17 protein-coding genes and 1 riboswitch are annotated in these 16,616 nt (G+C 43.8%); of the genes, 15 read left to right on the top strand and 2 right to left on the bottom strand.

Going from position 1 to position 16,616, the window contains the following annotated elements:
• The first annotated feature begins 75 nt into the window (after positions 1–75).
• From QM454_RS00700 to sufB, 6 genes are all read left to right on the top strand, one after another.
• Positions 76–1,275, top strand: coding sequence for a dicarboxylate/amino acid:cation symporter (locus QM454_RS00700; protein WP_432360291.1), 1,200 nt, complete (start codon positions 76–78; stop codon positions 1,273–1,275).
• A 272-nt stretch (positions 1,276–1,547) separates the two neighbouring features.
• Positions 1,548–2,327 carry a Fe-S cluster assembly ATPase SufC gene (gene sufC / locus QM454_RS00695; protein WP_432360289.1) on the top strand — a complete coding sequence of 260 codons (780 nt, stop codon included), beginning with the start codon at positions 1,548–1,550 and terminating at the stop codon, positions 2,325–2,327.
• 18 nt (positions 2,328–2,345) lie between these two features.
• Complete coding sequence (sufD, locus tag QM454_RS00690) at positions 2,346–3,650, top strand: Fe-S cluster assembly protein SufD (protein ID WP_432360287.1); 1,305 nt, start codon at positions 2,346–2,348, stop codon at positions 3,648–3,650.
• Complete coding sequence (locus QM454_RS00685; RefSeq protein WP_432360284.1) at positions 3,650–4,870, top strand: cysteine desulfurase; 1,221 nt, start codon at positions 3,650–3,652, stop codon at positions 4,868–4,870. The genes sufD and QM454_RS00685 overlap by 1 nt, the downstream gene beginning before the upstream one ends.
• The gene (gene sufU / locus QM454_RS00680; protein WP_432360281.1) at positions 4,870–5,316 is read left to right on the top strand and encodes a Fe-S cluster assembly sulfur transfer protein SufU; all 447 of its coding nucleotides are present in this window, start codon (positions 4,870–4,872) and stop codon (positions 5,314–5,316) included. The genes QM454_RS00685 and sufU overlap by 1 nt, the downstream gene beginning before the upstream one ends.
• Positions 5,317–5,397: 81 nt before the next feature.
• Complete coding sequence (gene sufB, locus QM454_RS00675) at positions 5,398–6,795, top strand: Fe-S cluster assembly protein SufB (protein WP_432360279.1); 1,398 nt, start codon at positions 5,398–5,400, stop codon at positions 6,793–6,795.
• On the opposite strand, the gene QM454_RS00670 is transcribed toward sufB, so the two are convergent.
• Positions 6,761–7,216: a hypothetical protein gene (locus QM454_RS00670; protein WP_432360276.1), complete on the bottom strand. Its 456-nt coding sequence runs from the start codon at positions 7,214–7,216 to the stop codon at positions 6,761–6,763. The two genes, sufB and QM454_RS00670, sit on opposite strands and share 35 nt — an antisense overlap.
• Positions 7,217–7,327: 111 nt before the next feature.
• Between QM454_RS00670 and QM454_RS00665 the strand changes: the two genes are divergently transcribed.
• The 9 genes from QM454_RS00665 (at position 7,328) to QM454_RS00625 (ending at position 16,284) form a co-directional block, all read left to right on the top strand.
• A complete protein-coding gene (locus tag QM454_RS00665) occupies positions 7,328–8,152 on the top strand; it encodes a sulfite exporter TauE/SafE family protein (RefSeq protein ID WP_432360273.1) in 825 nt (274 codons plus the stop codon).
• Between the two features lie 3 nt (positions 8,153–8,155).
• Positions 8,156–9,562, top strand: a complete 1,407-nt coding sequence (locus QM454_RS00660) for a bifunctional metallophosphatase/5'-nucleotidase (RefSeq protein ID WP_432360270.1) — start codon at positions 8,156–8,158, stop codon at positions 9,560–9,562.
• 51 nt (positions 9,563–9,613) lie between these two features.
• The gene (gene yunB / locus QM454_RS00655) at positions 9,614–10,426 is read left to right on the top strand and encodes a sporulation protein YunB (protein ID WP_432360267.1); all 813 of its coding nucleotides are present in this window, start codon (positions 9,614–9,616) and stop codon (positions 10,424–10,426) included.
• 53 nt (positions 10,427–10,479) lie between these two features.
• Positions 10,480–10,657, top strand: a riboswitch (Lysine riboswitch).
• A gap of 145 nt (positions 10,658–10,802) precedes the next feature.
• Positions 10,803–12,380, top strand: a complete 1,578-nt coding sequence (locus QM454_RS00650; protein WP_432360264.1) for a Na+/H+ antiporter NhaC family protein — start codon at positions 10,803–10,805, stop codon at positions 12,378–12,380.
• Between the two features lie 252 nt (positions 12,381–12,632).
• A complete protein-coding gene (locus QM454_RS00645) occupies positions 12,633–14,162 on the top strand; it encodes a sodium-dependent transporter (protein ID WP_432360262.1) in 1,530 nt (509 codons plus the stop codon).
• 12 nt (positions 14,163–14,174) lie between these two features.
• Entirely contained in the window at positions 14,175–14,282 is a 108-nt protein-coding gene (locus QM454_RS00640) for a methionine/alanine import family NSS transporter small subunit (protein ID WP_381442699.1), read from the top strand.
• Positions 14,283–14,447: 165 nt separating this feature from the next.
• Positions 14,448–15,407, top strand: a complete 960-nt coding sequence (gene lipA, locus QM454_RS00635) for a lipoyl synthase (protein WP_432360259.1) — start codon at positions 14,448–14,450, stop codon at positions 15,405–15,407.
• A 16-nt stretch (positions 15,408–15,423) separates the two neighbouring features.
• Positions 15,424–15,726 carry a YutD family protein gene (locus QM454_RS00630; protein WP_432360256.1) on the top strand — a complete coding sequence of 101 codons (303 nt, stop codon included), beginning with the start codon at positions 15,424–15,426 and terminating at the stop codon, positions 15,724–15,726.
• Positions 15,727–15,834: 108 nt separating this feature from the next.
• The gene (locus tag QM454_RS00625) at positions 15,835–16,284 is read left to right on the top strand and encodes a DUF86 domain-containing protein (protein WP_432360253.1); all 450 of its coding nucleotides are present in this window, start codon (positions 15,835–15,837) and stop codon (positions 16,282–16,284) included.
• Positions 16,285–16,359: 75 nt separating this feature from the next.
• Here QM454_RS00625 and QM454_RS00620 read toward each other — a convergent pair whose 3' ends face one another.
• Complete coding sequence (locus QM454_RS00620) at positions 16,360–16,596, bottom strand: YuzB family protein (protein WP_147057179.1); 237 nt, start codon at positions 16,594–16,596, stop codon at positions 16,360–16,362.
• Positions 16,597–16,616 lie beyond the last annotated feature (20 nt).

The following is a 16,616-nucleotide window of genomic DNA, read 5'->3' as shown; positions in this document are numbered from 1 at the left end:
TCTCATTTATTCTTTACTATGTTAAAGTGAAAGTGTTAGGTTATTATACATTTGTACATCTGAGGAGGACGTTTTATGAAAAGAAAGATAGGTCTCATATGGCGAATCTTTATCGCTATAGGACTTGCAGTGGGGCTAGGAGTGTTGCTCCCAAAAATACATGAAGGATTTGCAGAATGGTTTACTAGTTTGTTTGCAACATTCAACATGATTTTCGGCGGTTTTCTAGGCTTTGTCGTACCACTTATTATTATTGCGTTTATTGCGCCTGGAATAGCGAAACTAGGCAGAGGTTCAGGGAAATTGTTAGGATTGGCTACTGTCATTGCATATGCATCTACGATTGCAGCAGGAATATTAGCATTTTTTGCAGCGATGACAATCCTACCGAACCTCGTTGGTAATGTCGGAGCGGATGCTGTTGAAAATGTTGGGAAATCCCCAGCGGAAGCATTTTTCCAACTTGAGATGACACCAATCATGGGTGTTATGTCTGCGTTGCTAATCGCTTTTGTTTTCGGGATTGGGATGGCATCTATTAACAGCAAAACAATGCTTTCATTCTTTGAAGAGTTGAATACGCTTATTGAAAAAGTTATTTCATACATTATCATCCCGTTATTACCTTTCCATATTTTCGGGATTTTCCTTAACATGACATATAGCGGACAAGTTGCGAAGGTATTATCGGTCTTCTCACTCGTCTTTATCCTAGTCATCGCGCTGCATATTGTTATGTTGGCAATTCAGTATACAGTCGCTGGAACGCTTTCAAAGAAGAATCCATTCTTCCTTATGAAGACGATGGCACCTGCTTATATGACAGCGATTGGAACGCAATCTTCGGCAGCTACAATTCCGGTCACGTTAAGACAAGCGAAGAAAACGGGAGCGTCTGAACGTGTAACAGATTTCACGATTCCGTTGTTTGCAACGATTCACTTATCTGGTAGTACGATTACGTTAGTTACATGTTCAATTGGTGTCTTGCTCATGAACGGGATGCCGGTCAGCTTCTCGGGCTACCTGCCATTCATCCTTATGCTCGGCGTAACGATGATCGCAGCACCTGGAGTTCCAGGGGGAGCTGTAATGGCTGCAGTTGGTCTTCTTAGCTCAATGCTAGGATTTGACGAATCAATGGTAGCGTTAATGATCGCACTTTACATGGCACAAGATAGCTTCGGTACAGCGACGAACGTAACTGGCGACGGAGCACTCGCGATGATTGTCGACCGCTTCACGCCAAACGTAAAAGGCGTAGATACGGAGTAATGCAAAAAAGTAGAAGAGGGAATTTAACAATTCCCGCCTTCTACTTTTTTTGTTTTGAAAAACCATAATCATTGATTCTCATTCACAGAAGGATAATTGAAAATGGGTTACTAGGCAAGTTGTAGGGCAAAACATTAGAATACCGTATATTCCCTATAAAACGATAATTATTCTCAATGATTTGCAACAATGTACAGAATGAGCTAAAATTAGAATGATACTAAATAGAGAATGGTTAATCCGTTCATCTTTATCATATTGGAGGTATTGGAATGGCAACTTTGGAAATCAAAGACCTTCACGTCGAAATTGAAGGTAAGGAAATATTGAAAGGCGTCAACCTAACAATTAATACAGGTGAGATACATGCGATTATGGGACCTAACGGAACCGGAAAATCGACACTTGCATCCGCAATCATGGGCCACCCTAAATATGAGGTCACTTCTGGATCAGTCTTGCTAGACGGCGAAGATGTTCTTGAGATGGAAGTGGATGAGCGCGCGAAAGCGGGTCTTTTCCTTGCAATGCAATACCCAAGTGAAATAAATGGAGTAACAAATGCAGACTTCATGCGCTCAGCAATTAATGCCCGCCGTGAAGAAGGCGATGAAATATCCTTAATGAAATTCATCCGTGAATTGGACAGCAAAATGGATGTCCTAGAAATGGATCAAGATATGGCAACACGTTATTTGAACGAAGGATTTTCAGGCGGAGAGAAAAAACGTAATGAAATTCTTCAATTAATGATGCTTAAGCCGAAATTCGCAGTGCTTGACGAAATTGACTCCGGACTTGATATCGATGCTTTGAGAATCGTTTCAAAAGGAATTAATGAAATGCGAGGCGAAGGATTCGGTAGCTTAATCATCACTCACTACCAACGCCTACTTGACTACATTACACCTGACTTCGTACACGTTATGATGCAAGGTAAAGTCGTTAAATCAGGTGGAGCAGAGCTTGCGAAAAAGCTTGAAGAGAGCGGTTATGATTGGATTAAAGAAGAATTAGGAATCGAAGACGAAACAGTTGGACAAGAAGCTTAAGAAAGGGGACGATTCAAAATGACGGTTGAAACAAAAATGGCATTGACCGAACAGGACGTCCGCTCTTTTTCCGCAAACATGAATGAAGCCGATTGGATGGCAGAATTCCGCGCAGATGCGTTAGCGAAAGTGGAACAGCTACCGATGCCAACACCAGATAAAACAAAAATTGACAAGTGGAACTTCGTAGAATTCCCTGCACATGCAGTGGAAAGCTCGACTTTTGCAACACTTGCAGACTTGCCTGCTGAAGCGAAGGAATTGGTCGGCGATGACCAAAAGAACGTCTATGTGCAACATAACAATACACCTGCATTCACTTCCCTTTCAGAGGAATTAAAGGCGAAAGGTGTTATCTTTACAGATATTTTCACTGCTTCACGTGAACATGCCGATTTAATGAAGAAGTATTTCATGACAGACGGCGTGAAAGTGGATGAGCATAAACTTACTGCGTTACACGCAGCGCTTATGAATGGTGGCGTATTCGTTTATGTGCCAAAAGATGTTATCGTCGAAGAGCCGCTTCAAGTTCTATTTTTACACGACGATGCACAAGCATCCCTGTTTAATCATGTAATCGTTGTAGCTGAAGCGAACAGCTCCTTGACATACGTGGAAAACTATATGTCCACTGTTGAAGAGGCAGCAGGCCAAGCAAATATCGTTGCAGAAGTATTTGCAGGCGATAACGCGAAAGTTATTTACGGCGCAGTCGATGTCCTTGCGAAAGGCTTCACAACATATGTAAACCGCCGTGGCGTTACTGGAGTGAATGCACGCATCGAATGGGCTTTAGGATTGATGAACGACAGCGATACGATTTCAGAAAACATTACGCACCTCGTCGGAAATGGCTCTTCAAGTGATTTGAAGACTGTTGTTGTTGGCCGAGGCAATCAAAGGCAAAACTTCACGTCCGAAATCGTCCACTGGGGACTTGATACAGATGCATTCATTCTTAAGCATGGCGTTATGAAGGATTCATCTTCTTCGATCTTTAACGGCATTGGCAGAATTGCTAAAGGCGCTACAAGATCGAACGCTGTTCAAGAATCACGCGTTTTGATGTTGAGTGAAAGAGCACGCGGTGATGCGAATCCAATCCTCTTAATTGATGAAGATGATGTTACTGCTGGCCACGCAGCATCCGTAGGCCGTGTCGATCCGCTTCAATTGTTTTACTTGATGAGCCGTGGAATTTCGAAAGAGGAAGCAGAACGCCTCGTTATCCATGGTTTCCTCGCACCTGTCGTAAGCAAATTGCCAATCGAAGGTGTCAAGAAGCAATTGACGGAGGTTATCGAAAGGAAAGTGCGCTAATGCTCAGTAAAGAGATTCGCAAACATTTCCCGATCCTTGACCAGGAAATAAACGGGCACCCGCTCGTTTATTTAGATAGTGCCGCGACTTCCCAAAAGCCGCGGCAAGTCATTGAAGCAATGAATGACTACTACATGTACGACAACGCGAACGTCCACCGTGGCGTTCATACATTAGGTAATCGAGCTACTGATCATTATGAAGGTGCACGCGAAAAAGTTCGCAAGTTCATTAATGCGAAATCTACGCAAGAAGTAATTTTTACGCGTGGCACAACGACAGCGCTCAATATGGTAGCCCAAAGTTATGGACGTGCGAATGTCGGTGAAGGCGACGAAATCGTAATTACCCATATGGAGCACCATGCTAACATTATTCCGTGGCAGCAATTGGCGAAAGAAAAAGGAGCAATCCTAAAGTATATCGTTTTAGAGGAAGACGGTACGCTGTCTCTTGATAAAGTTCGTGAATCCGTAACCGACCGGACGAAGATCGTATCGATGATGTACGTATCTAACGTACTTGGTACGATGAACCCTATTAAAGAAGTGACAGAAATTGCGCACGCTCACGGCGCTGTCATGGTCGTCGATGGCGCGCAAGCTGCTCCTCACTTAAAATTAGATGTCCAGAAATTGGATTGCGATTTTCTCGCTTTTTCAGGCCATAAAATGTGCGGCCCTACGGGGATTGGTGTTCTTTATGGAAAGAAAGAGTTATTGAACGAAATGGAGCCAGTTGAATTCGGCGGTGAAATGATCGATTTCGTTGGACTCTATGAATCTACATGGAAAGAACTTCCGTGGAAATTCGAAGGAGGAACGCCGATCATTGCAGGAGCAATTGGTTTAGGCGCCGCTATCGACTTTTTGGAAGAAATCGGTCTTGATCAAATCGAACGGCATGAACACGAGCTTGCGGGTTATGCTATGGAGAAAATGTCATTGATTGATGGCCTAACGATTTATGGACCTCTTGATCCGAAGAAGCGTGCCGGCATCGTGACGTTCAACTTAGATAATGTCCATCCGCACGATCTTGCCACGGTACTAGATATGAACGGAATCGCAGTGCGGGCAGGTCATCATTGTGCGCAGCCGCTCATGAAATGGCTCGAATGTTCATCGACAGCCCGTGCAAGCTTCTATGTGTACAACACGAAAGAAGATGTTGACCGTCTCGTAGAAGGACTCCGTATTGCAAAGGAGTATTTCCAATAATGCCAACAAATAAATTAGATCAGCTATATCGTTCAGTCATCATGGATCATTATAAAAATCCACGGAACAAAGGTGTACTGGAAGAGAACAATATTACAATCGACATGAATAATCCTACGTGCGGAGATGTCATCCATTTGACTTTAAAAGTCGAGGATGGCATTGTGCGCGATGCTAAGTTCGAAGGGGAAGGCTGTTCCATCTCCATGGCATCCGCATCGATGATGACACAACTCATCAAAAACAAAGACGTAGAGTCGGCTGTGAAATATGCCCATTTATTTTCGGAAATCATGCTCGGAAAAGAAATCGATGACTCCGTCGATTTAGGCGATCTCGAAGCCCTTTCTGGCGTAGCTAAATTTCCTGCGCGTATTAAATGCGCAACGCTCGCATGGAAAGCGATGGAAAAAGGAATCGGGGAAGAATATAAGCCTGAGCAATGATTCCGAAATTGGTTTACTCGCATAAATATATGACGAGTAACTAAGGGCAAGTTAGACAAATGAAGGAACGGAGGAATAATGATGGCGAAGAAAATGCCTGATATTGGCGATTACAAATATGGTTTCCATGATAAGGACGTATCTGTTTTCCGTTCGGAACGTGGGTTGACACGTGAAATTGTTGAAGAAATCTCGAGAATGAAAGAAGAGCCACAATGGATGCTCGACTACCGTCTAAAATCCCTTGAACTCTTTTATAATATGCCGATGCCTCAATGGGGCGGCGATTTGAACTCGCTGAATTTCGACGAAATCACATATTACGTAAAACCTTCCGAAGCGACAGAGCGTTCATGGGATGAAGTGCCAGAAGAAATTAAGCGCACATTTGATAAGTTAGGAATTCCTGAAGCTGAGCAAAAATACCTTGCGGGTGTTTCTGCACAGTATGAATCCGAAGTTGTTTATCACAACATGAAATCAGAACTTGAAGACATGGGAATTGTCTTTAAAGATACAGACTCGGCATTACGTGAAAACGAAGAGCTGTTCAAAAAGTATTGGGGAACTGTCATTCCGAACAGTGATAACAAGTTCTCTGCGTTGAACTCTGCAGTTTGGTCCGGAGGTTCATTCATCTATGTACCACCTGGCATTAAAGTGGAAACGCCACTTCAAGCTTATTTCCGTATTAACTCGGAAAACATGGGTCAATTCGAGCGTACGTTGATCATCGTAGACGAAGGCGCAAGCGTTCACTACGTAGAAGGATGTACAGCTCCTGTTTATACGACGAACTCACTTCATAGTGCGGTCGTTGAAATCATCATTAAAAAAGATGCGTATTGCCGTTACACGACGATCCAAAACTGGGCAAACAACGTTTACAACCTCGTTACGAAGCGTGCAGTATGTGAAGCGAACGCAACGATGGAATGGATCGACGGCAACATCGGTTCGAAAGTGACGATGAAATACCCAGCATGTATCCTAAAAGGTGAAGGTGCACGCGGTATGACATTGTCCATCGCGTTGGCTGGTAAAGGGCAACATCAAGATTCAGGAGCAAAAATGATGCACTTGGCACCAAACACGTCATCCACGATCGTGTCGAAATCGATTTCCCAACACGGTGGTAAAGTAACGTACCGTGGGGTTGTCCACTTCGGCCGCCGTGCAGACGGTGCGCGTGCAAACATCGAGTGTGACACGCTCATTATGGATAAACTATCGACGTCCGATACGATTCCATACAACGAAATCTTGAACGACAACATTTCACTTGAGCACGAAGCGAAAGTTTCGAAAGTATCGGAAGAGCAGCTCTTCTACTTGATGAGCCGCGGAATTCCTGAGCTTGAAGCGACAGAAATGATCGTTATGGGCTTCATCGAGCCATTCACGAAAGAATTGCCGATGGAATACGCAGTAGAAATGAACCGCCTCATCCGCTTTGAGATGGAAGGTTCAATCGGATAATAAAGAAACAAGAAAAAACCGCCTCATTGCAGGCGGTTTTTCGTTTTTCAGGAATCGCGTCCAAAGTAGCGCATCCCGCGCTCAAAATGCCGTTCTCCGCGCTCAAAGTGCCGTGCCCCGCGCTCAAAGAGTCGTTCTCCGCGCTCAAAGCACCGTGCCCCGCGCTCAAAGAGTCGTGCTCCGCGCTCAAAGCACCGTTCTCCGCGCTCAAAGAGTCGTTCTCCGCGCTCAAAGTGCCGTGCCCCGCGCTCAAAGTGCCGTTCTCCGCACTCAAAGAGTCGTGCTCCGCGCTCAAAGTGCCGTGCTCCGCGCTCAAAGAGTCGTTCTCCGCGCTCAAAGTGCCGTTCTCCGCGCTCAAAGAGTCGTGCTCCGCGCTCAAAGTGCCGTTCTCCGCGCCCAAAGAGTCGTGTTCCGCGCTCAAAGTGCCGTGCCCCACGCTCAAAGTCAGCATGCCTAAGGTGCAAATTCGCGGAATCCTCCGAAGTACATATGATATGATAAACACATTCTTGACTAATAAGGAGGATTGAATATGGTATTTCTGTTGTTGGCAGCAATCGGTGCACTATCCGGCATGATGGGATCGATTGTCGGCCTAGGAGGCGGAACAATTCTCGTACCGCTCACATTATTAGTAGGCATAAACCTTGGTTGGATACCAGGCATCACTCCGCAAAGTGTAGTCGGGATTTCAGTCATCATGATGATTTTCAACGGTCTTTCATCCACTCTGTCGCATATGAAAGTAAAAACTGTCGATTACCAGACAGGATGGATTTTTTTCGCGGGCTCTATACCCGGCATGATTATCGGCGCGTTTGTTAATAAAGGAATGGATTTGCCATCATTTAATTTATACTTCGGCATATTATTAATCGTCCTTTCAATCTTATTGCTTGCGCGCAACCATTTAAAACCAATTCAATGGTTTGTTCAGCGGGGCAAACCGAGGACATTTGTCGACAAGTTTGGTGAAACTCATGTATACGGGTATCCAATCTGGTTTGCGCTTATACTGACATTCATCATCGGATTCGCTTCCGGCTTATTCGGCATTGGAGGAGGAACGATGATTGTGCCAGCGCTAATTCTTCTGTTCCTGTTTCCGCCGCATGTCGCTGTCGGTACTTCGATGTTCATCGTCTTTTTGTCAGCAATCGTGAACTCCATCACACATATTTCTTTAGGACATGTGCCTTGGCATTATGCGCTTCCGGTCATTCCGGGTGCCTATATCGGCGGTATGATTGGAACGAAGCTTAATAGGAAGATGAATTCGGATACATTGGTGCTCGTATTACGAATTATGCTGTTATTATTCGGAGTGCGGTCAATCATCGAGGGGATTTGGGGTTGAGCGATGAAACGAAAAGTAGAAACAATCCATTTATACCATACGAATGATATCCACAGCCATTTTGACAGTTGGCCGAAAATTAGTAGGCATCTTCGCACGCAAAGGCAGCTGCATGATTCAGTAGAAGAAGCTTGCTTCATTTTCGACATCGGAGACCACGTCGACCGGTCCCACCCATTTACAGAAGGTACGTTTGGCAAAGGGAATGTTGCCTTGCTGAACCGAGCGGGATATGACGCAGTGACGATCGGAAATAATGAAGGGATTACGATGTCCAAAAAAGCATTGAATTCCTTATACGAAGGTGCCGATTTCGACGTCGTTCTTTGCAATTTATCGGAGACGGACGGTTCACTCCCAAAATGGCTAAAACCGTATACGATTTACGAAACGAAACAGGGCGTCGCAATCGGTGTCATAGGAGCTACGGCAATGTACACGGATTTTTATGCCAAATTAGGATGGCGTATCGAAGAGCCACGGCATGTACTGAAGAAACTGGCTGAACAAATCCAACATGAAACGGACATCATCGTCTGCCTCTCCCATTTAGGTGTGAATGAAGACAGGCTTCTCGCGGAAGAATGCGAGCTGATTGACGTAATCTTAGGTGCGCATACCCATCATTTATTCCTAGAAGGTGAAAAGGTCAATGACACGTTGCTCGCGGCAACAGGCAAATTTGGTCAGTATGTCGGACTTGTTGAAATCGAGATCGAGTTGGACGAGAAAAAGGTATTGGACAAGAGAGCGGAAGTTATTCATGTGAATGAGCTAGAAAGCTTGGAGCAAGATGTGCAGGAAGTGAATGACCTAATTCAAGTTGGGAATGAAGCGTTGGACGAGAATGTCTTTTACAACATAAGTCCGTTAAAGCAACAGCTTTTCATGGAAAGTCCGATGTCCTCGTTTTTTGGGAGGGCGTTAATCGATTACACAGGTGCCGACTGTGCAATGTTCAACGCAGGGATTTTTCTAGGAAGTCTTGATAAAGGCTGGGTGACGAAGCGGATGGTACACTCCTTGCTACCACACCCAATTAATGCTTGTACAATTACATTGGATGGGGCAGAGCTTTTAGAAGTGTACAAGTTGTCAAACAATGAATCATGGCCAGAAACGGAAATTAAAGGGCTCGGCTTCCGCGGTACGTTCATGGGCAAAATGATTTTTGAGAGGCTTTTTAGGACAAGTGACGGGCAACTGTATGCGGGCAATCGAAAAGTCGTTGCTGGAAAAACGTTTACACTCGCAACGCTTGATATGTTCACATTTGGCTTCTTTTTTCCGGTATTACAGCAAGCAGAGAAAGAATATCATATGCCGGAACTAATTCGGGATGTCTTCGTTTGGTACGGAATGAAAAGAGATAGCCGTACCACTCAAGATGGAACTGAAAGCACGTTATAAACAAGAATGAACGGCCTCGGCCCTGCATAATATTAGGCAGGAGGGGTCGTTTTGAGATTTTATGGGCAACCGTCCCGACATTATAAAAAAAAGAACCGTTATCGCCATCCAAGTCATAATGGCAAGCCGCGCCGGAAACGTCGTTTGTTGCCGCTTATCTTTCCTGCAATTATTGTGACAATCGCCTTATTTCTTTATTTTGTAAACTCAAGGCTCACCCCTATTTACCTTTCCTATGCGGAAGTCCAAACGGAGCATATTGCGGCGCATGTGATTACACAGGCCATTAAATCGCGTTCTATCGACATTCATGATGCGAATAGAACACCTAATCGTATGCCGGATAATTCAGATGAAATGGTGATAAATTCATTAAATGCCGAAAAGATCAATAAAACAAGGGCGGAAATCCATAGTTTAGTTGAGGCGCATCTCAAAATGGCCGAAAGTGGAAGACTCGAAATTTTACCGCTCAGTGAAGATATTGAATACGATCCAAAAGCGATGGATGGGTCAAGTGGCATCGTCTTTTTCGTTCCAATGGGGCAAGCGACGAACATCCCGTTAATCGGGAATTTCGGGCCTAAAATTCCGATCCGGTTTCATGTTGTCGGAGAAGTGCAGACGACGGTAGATACAAATATTACGGAATTCGGCATTAATAACGCAATGATTGAAGTGGATATATTAGTGACGGTCAATGTCCAAGTTATTGTGCCGTTAGCAACAAAGAGAAGTGTCGTGGAACAGCGCATACCTGTTGCAATCGAATTGATTCAAAGCCCGATACCTCAAATTTATAATGGGGGCGGAGGGAACCCTCCACAAATTGAAGTTCCATTCAATCCTGGGGGCCAACAATAATTGCTGTTGAAAAATGCGAACTTTGTGTTATGCTAGTATAACAAGAGGAACACCGATTAGGTAGAGGCTGCAAGACTTATTAGTAATGGACGTGAGATTGGCAAATCGAAGATCGTCCGTGAAAGGGAGTTTTGCCGAAGCTTGGAATGGAACGCCAACCATCCATGCTGGGGTCATTTCGAATAGGAATGACACTGTCATGCGAATACCGCATGATGAGCTACAGATCGTACGTTAGATAAAACATCTTAGATTATCTTACAAACGAACCGTAGAATAAGCCGACACCTGATGCACATCCTAGTGCAAAGGGTGTCGGTTTTTTTCCTTTATTTTCACCTACTGTTCTTCAATACATTATTGGAGGAGTTATTTTATGATAGGCACTTGGGTTTCAATTTTACCGCCACTTGTGGCAATTGTTATGGTGTTGGCTACAAAAAGAGTACTCTTATCACTTGGATCGGGAATTGTGACAGCTGCATTATTGGCAGCAAGCTTTTCACCGGTTGATACGTTAAAAAATCTTTGGACTGCGATGACTGTCTCTTTTTGGTCTGAAGGGGAATTAAATACGTACAATATATTTATTATGCTTTTCATTTTGTTATTAGGAGTTATTACCGCGTTTGTTAGCTTGTCTGGAGGAAGCAGAGCTTTTGCAGATTGGGCGGTTAAGCGCATTAAAACGAGACGTGGGGCGAAGTTACTTACTGTGCTAATTGGAATACTCATTTTTGTAGATGATTATTTCAACTCTTTGGCAGTCGGGCAAATTGCAAGGCCGATTACGGATCAGCATCGTATTTCTAGGGCTAAATTAGCGTATTTCATCGACTCCACATCCGCTCCGATTTGCGTCGTTTCACCGATTTCGAGCTGGGGAGCATTTCTCATTGGTCAATTAGCGCTTATCTTTGGAACGTCTGCGGCAATTAGCTACTCGCCATTATCCGCATTTCTCATGATGGCGCCGATGAACTTTTACGTCATCGCAACATTGGCAATGGTGTTTTTCTTTGCTTGGACGAATATCGATTACTTTGAAATGAAAAAACATGAAACACGCGCACAAGAAAAAGGAGAACTTTTCGATCCGAATAAAGAGATTCCGGGTCAATTGAAAGAAGACTTCCCGATTCACTCGTATGGACGTGTTGTTGATTTAATTGCGCCGATTGTTACGCTTGTCGTTGTAACGTTAGGGATGATGATTTGGACAGGTTATCGTATCGGCGGTTCGTCGAGCATTTGGACGATTTTCGAAAACACGGATGTACCGTTGTCACTCGTAGTAGGTGGTCTTGCAGGAACAATCTTGGCTGCAGTTCTTTATATTTCTCGTATGGGTAAAAACGAGACTGCATCTTATAATCTTGTCGGCAAAGCGTTCATTAGTGGTGTTAACGCGATGATGCCGGCGATTCTCATCTTAATTTTTGCTTGGGGATTGACGCATTTAATTAGCGTATTGGAGACAGGTCCTTATTTATCGAGTGTTGTAGAGCAGTCTAATGTACCTGTCAACTTCCTGCCACTTATCATGTTCATCCTCGCAGGATTGATGGCATTTTCGACAGGGACTTCTTGGGGATCATTCGGCATCCTTCTCCCAATTGCTGGGACGATTATGATCGATGCACAACCTGAGCTACTGCTACCGGCATTATCTGCAGTATTGGCGGGTGCTGTATTCGGAGATCATTGCTCTCCAATTTCTGATACGACGATTCTTTCTTCGACTGGTGCAGGATCGAATCATATCGACCATGTATCGACACAGCTGCCATATGCTTTAATATCTGCTAGTATTACGATAATAGGGTACTTTATCCTCGGACTAACAGGATCGGTTTGGCTTGGACTCGCTATAGTCCTCCTCCTTATTGCTAGTTTGTTCACTATATGGGTTACAAAACGGAATAGATCAGAAGTGAAGGCGACTTCCTTCTAAATGGATGACAAACTGTCACAATCGCTCTGTACTCGGCGAATGTGACAGTTTTTTTATTGAGTCGAAGCATAAAACGACTTCAGCAATCATAAATTTCCACTACTGGAACAGTTCCATATCCCAAAGGATGGTTATTTTTTCAATAAAAAACATTTTGACAATAGACCGTAAGATGTATATACTCTTTTTAAGATTATATAATAATCTGAATATGGTAAACTTTTAACAGATTAACAAGAAAGGGGAATTGTTATGGAACAGCGTTCGCAATGGGGGACCCGCGCCGGCTTTATATTAGCGGCTGTCGGATCGGCTGTCGGTTTAGGGAACATCTGGCGTTTTCCGTACGTCGCGTACGAAAACGGCGGGGGGGCATTTTTCATTCCATACTTATTCGCACTTTTGACCGCGGGTATTCCAATCCTTATTATGGAATTCACAATAGGTCATAAGTATCGTGGTTCAGCACCTTTATCTTTCTTTCGGATGAAAGGAAAAGGGGCGGAATGGATTGGATGGTGGGGCATATTCGTTTCGTTCGTCATTTCGACGTATTATGCCGTCATTATCGCTTGGGCGATGAAGTACACGATCTATTCCTTCAACATGGCATGGGGGGATGATACAGCAGGATTCCTGTTCGGAGATGTACTGAAACTGGCTGATACTCCTGGGGATGTCGGCGGGCTTGTGCCAGGAGTGTTTATTCCACTCCTCCTCGTATGGGCAATTGCTTTCATTATTTTATTGGCAGGAGTTAAACGGGGGATTGAGCTGGCGAACAGGATTTTCATTCCGACGCTTGTCGTCGTATTCCTTCTCGTCGTCATCCGGGCGATTACACTTGACGGGGCTGCGCTTGGGCTCGATGCCTTCTTTAAGCCAGACTTGAGCAAATTGGCAGATGCAACAGTATGGGTCGCGGCATATGGCCATATTTTCTTCAGTTTATCGATAGCCTTTGCCATTATGATCACCTACTCAAGTTATTTGCCGAAGAAATCGGATATTACAAATAACGCATTCATTACTGGATTTGCGAATTCAGGATTCGAATTGCTTGCAGGAATCGGAGTTTTCGCTGCGCTAGGCTTCATGGCGACACAAGCTGGTACATCGGTTTCTGAAGTAGCATCAGCAGGCGTTGGTCTCGCGTTCGTCGTATTCCCGAAAATCATTAATGAAATGCCAGGGATGAATGGACTATTCGGGTTTCTGTTCTTCCTATCGCTCGTCTTGGCTGGTCTTACATCGCTCATTTCAATTTGTGAGACGTATATCGCGGGATTGTCAGATAAATTCAATATATCACGCAGAAAGTCGGTCGGTATAGGTGTAGGGCTAGCAGCATTCATTTCAATGTTGTTCGCTACAAACGGAGGCTTGTACTTCCTTGATGCCGCTGACTACTTCATTAACCAATTTGGTGTAGCCGCAATCGGTTTAGTAGAAGTCGTCATGATTGCTTGGGTGTTCAAAAAGCTTCGCGTTTTCGAATCGCATGCGAATGAAATCTCGGATATACGCGTCGGAGTATTTTGGAAAGTTTGCTTAAGCGTCATTACACCGATTGTCCTTGGGTACATGATGTTGGACCTGTTGCGCATTAATATTTTCAAGTTACATGACACGGCAAACGGAAACTATGAAGGGTATTCGAATGCCTTCATCATGTCAAGCGGTTGGATGGTCGCATTGTTCGCCATCGTCATGGCGATCATCTTCACGGCAATGAAATGGAACAAAAAAGCATTAGACTCAACAGATTATGATAATCGATAAGGAGGATTCGCTATGAGTGGTGGAGCTATTTTTATGATGATTCTCGGAATCCTCGTCATTTGGGGTGGACTTGCGGGAAGCATATTTTGGGCAGTAGCTAAATCGAAAAGCAGAGCCTAACTCTGTTATAATGAAATATCCAAGTGAGAAAGCACTTATTTTACGGTGCTTTCTTTTCTATTTTGCTAGTGTTTCCAACGTGTTTCCATTGCTTTCAATAGTTGTTGGATGTCAGAATATATGTTACATTGACAGAAGTAAAGTATGTAAAACAAGCATATAGGAATGGAGTCGGTTATCGTGTCATGTAGACCAGAGACAGGGAAAAAGACAGAACATGTTCGAAAGCCCGATTGGCTAAAAATAAAATTAAACACGAACGAAAACTATACGGACTTGAAGAAATTAATGCGCGAAAAAAACTTACATACCGTCTGTGAAGAAGCCCGTTGCCCGAATATCCATGAATGCTGGGGCGAACGTCGTACAGCGACATTCATGATCCTAGGTGCTGTTTGTACACGTGCATGCCGTTTTTGTGCGGTGAAAACCGGTTTGCCGAACGAGCTTGATTTAGCTGAGCCGGAACGTGTCGCGGATTCCGTGTCCCTTATGAATTTGAAGCACGTCGTTGTCACAGCAGTTGCACGGGACGACTTGAAAGATGGAGGATCGACAGTTTTCGCTGAAACAATTCGCGCAATCCGTCGTAAAAATCCATTTACAACTGTCGAAGTGTTGCCGTCCGACATGGGAGGAGATTATGAGAATCTCAAGCGTTTGATGGATGCGAAGCCGGATATATTAAATCATAATATTGAAACGGTCCGGAGATTGACGCCGAGAGTCCGTGCACGGGCGACATACGACCGTTCATTGGAGTTCCTACTTCGTGCAAAGGAAATGTATCCAGAAATTCCAACGAAGTCCTCCTTAATGCTTGGACTTGGCGAAACAATGGAAGAAATAATTGAAACGATGGATGATTTGCGAGCGCATAAAGTCGACATCATGACAATCGGACAGTATTTACAGCCTACGAAAAAACATTTGAAAGTCCAAAAATATTACAGCCCTCAAGAATTTGGAGAATTACGTAAAATTGCAATGTCGAAAGGTTTTTCCCATTGTGAAGCGGGCCCGTTAGTACGTTCTAGCTATCATGCGGACGAACAAGTTAACGCTGCAGCAAAAGAAAAGCAACGCATCGGTGACTCACTTTTAGAATCAACGGTGCATAGTTAAAATGGCGGTGAAAAGCATGGTAACAATGAATAATTATGAATACGAAATTATTACGGATTACCGTAACGGTTTCAATGAGGAAGCATTTGATGCGCGGTTTAGCGACGTGCTTTCCAAATACGATTATATTTTAGGTGACTGGGGTTACGGTCAGCTCCGCCTGAAAGGTTTTTATGAGGATCGTAATTCCAAATCGACATATGAGACGAAAATTAGTACATTACAAGATTATTTATATGAATACTGTAATTTTGGTTGCGCCTACTTTGTCCTTCGAAAAGTTGGGAAAGTGAAGACGCAATCAGTCGAACAGGAATAGGACGGAAGAACCGCCTTGTACACAGAGAATACTGTGTACCGGGCGGTTCATTCATGTGTACGTTATGATATGATGGAGTAGAGTTTACATTATCGGGAGGGAATCATTTTGTATTTTATCGACCGTCAAAAAATTAATGAAACGCTAGCTTATATGGAGAGTCTACTAGCTTTGTTTGAAGGGCATGAAAAATGGAATGAAAGCAAAATTCAAGCACTGGCGCTCGAAAGGATTGCACATACGCTTGTCGAATCAATTATCGATGTTGGCAATTCAATGATTGATGGCTTCATTATGCGTGATCCTGGAAGCTATGACGATATTATCGATATTATGGAAGATGAAAAAGTGATAACTACTGAAATGGCTAATCCATTGAAAAAAGTAATTGGACTCCGTACAATGATCGTCCGGGAATTTATTCATGTGGATCATGAAGAGATTGAAGCTGTTTTGAACGAAACAAAAGAGGTCATTAAAATGTTCCCGGTGAAGGTGAGACATTACTTGGAGAACGAACTCGGGCCCGTTTCCGCCTTCAGCCCGATGGAGCAGTAATCGACTGCATAATTACATAATGGTATAAAAAAGAACCGTAATAAAAATTACGGTTCTTTTCTGTCTTTAGCTGTCTTAAAAGAGCGGATTTTCCTCAATGTATTGATAAATCCGTTCTGTCAACTCTTCAGGTGTGTCCGCTTCGACAACCTCACCATTAACGAGGGCATATAATCCTTCGGCACATTTCGTGCAATAACTAAGACAGCCATATTCCAACACATCTATATTTGGATCTTTTTCCAACGCTTCCAAAGTCTTCTGTGAACCGTTTGCAAGATTGCTCATACAGAATTCTACGATCGGATTCACGACGATCACCTCACCTACTA

The sequence above is a fragment of the Sporosarcina sp. UB5 genome (assembly GCF_050859005.1).
In the GTDB taxonomy this organism is placed as follows: Bacteria; Bacillota; Bacilli; order Bacillales_A; family Planococcaceae; genus Sporosarcina.
The sequence above is the reverse complement of the archived record's forward strand: the minus strand, read 5'-3'. Positions and strand labels throughout refer to the sequence as shown.

Coding starts and splice junctions, on each gene's coding strand:
- QM454_RS00700 (WP_432360291.1), top strand. CDS start 76: ATGAAAAGAAAGATAGGTCTCATATGGCGAATCTTTATCGCTATAGGA.
- sufC (WP_432360289.1), top strand. CDS start 1,548: ATGGCAACTTTGGAAATCAAAGACCTTCACGTCGAAATTGAAGGTAAG.
- sufD (WP_432360287.1), top strand. CDS start 2,346: ATGACGGTTGAAACAAAAATGGCATTGACCGAACAGGACGTCCGCTCT.
- QM454_RS00685 (WP_432360284.1), top strand. CDS start 3,650: ATGCTCAGTAAAGAGATTCGCAAACATTTCCCGATCCTTGACCAGGAA.
- sufU (WP_432360281.1), top strand. CDS start 4,870: ATGCCAACAAATAAATTAGATCAGCTATATCGTTCAGTCATCATGGAT.
- sufB (WP_432360279.1), top strand. CDS start 5,398: ATGGCGAAGAAAATGCCTGATATTGGCGATTACAAATATGGTTTCCAT.
- QM454_RS00665 (WP_432360273.1), top strand. CDS start 7,328: ATGGTATTTCTGTTGTTGGCAGCAATCGGTGCACTATCCGGCATGATG.
- QM454_RS00660 (WP_432360270.1), top strand. CDS start 8,156: ATGAAACGAAAAGTAGAAACAATCCATTTATACCATACGAATGATATC.
- QM454_RS00650 (WP_432360264.1), top strand. CDS start 10,803: ATGATAGGCACTTGGGTTTCAATTTTACCGCCACTTGTGGCAATTGTT.
- QM454_RS00645 (WP_432360262.1), top strand. CDS start 12,633: ATGGAACAGCGTTCGCAATGGGGGACCCGCGCCGGCTTTATATTAGCG.
- QM454_RS00640 (WP_381442699.1), top strand. CDS start 14,175: ATGAGTGGTGGAGCTATTTTTATGATGATTCTCGGAATCCTCGTCATT.
- lipA (WP_432360259.1), top strand. CDS start 14,448: ATGGAGTCGGTTATCGTGTCATGTAGACCAGAGACAGGGAAAAAGACA.
- QM454_RS00630 (WP_432360256.1), top strand. CDS start 15,424: ATGGTAACAATGAATAATTATGAATACGAAATTATTACGGATTACCGT.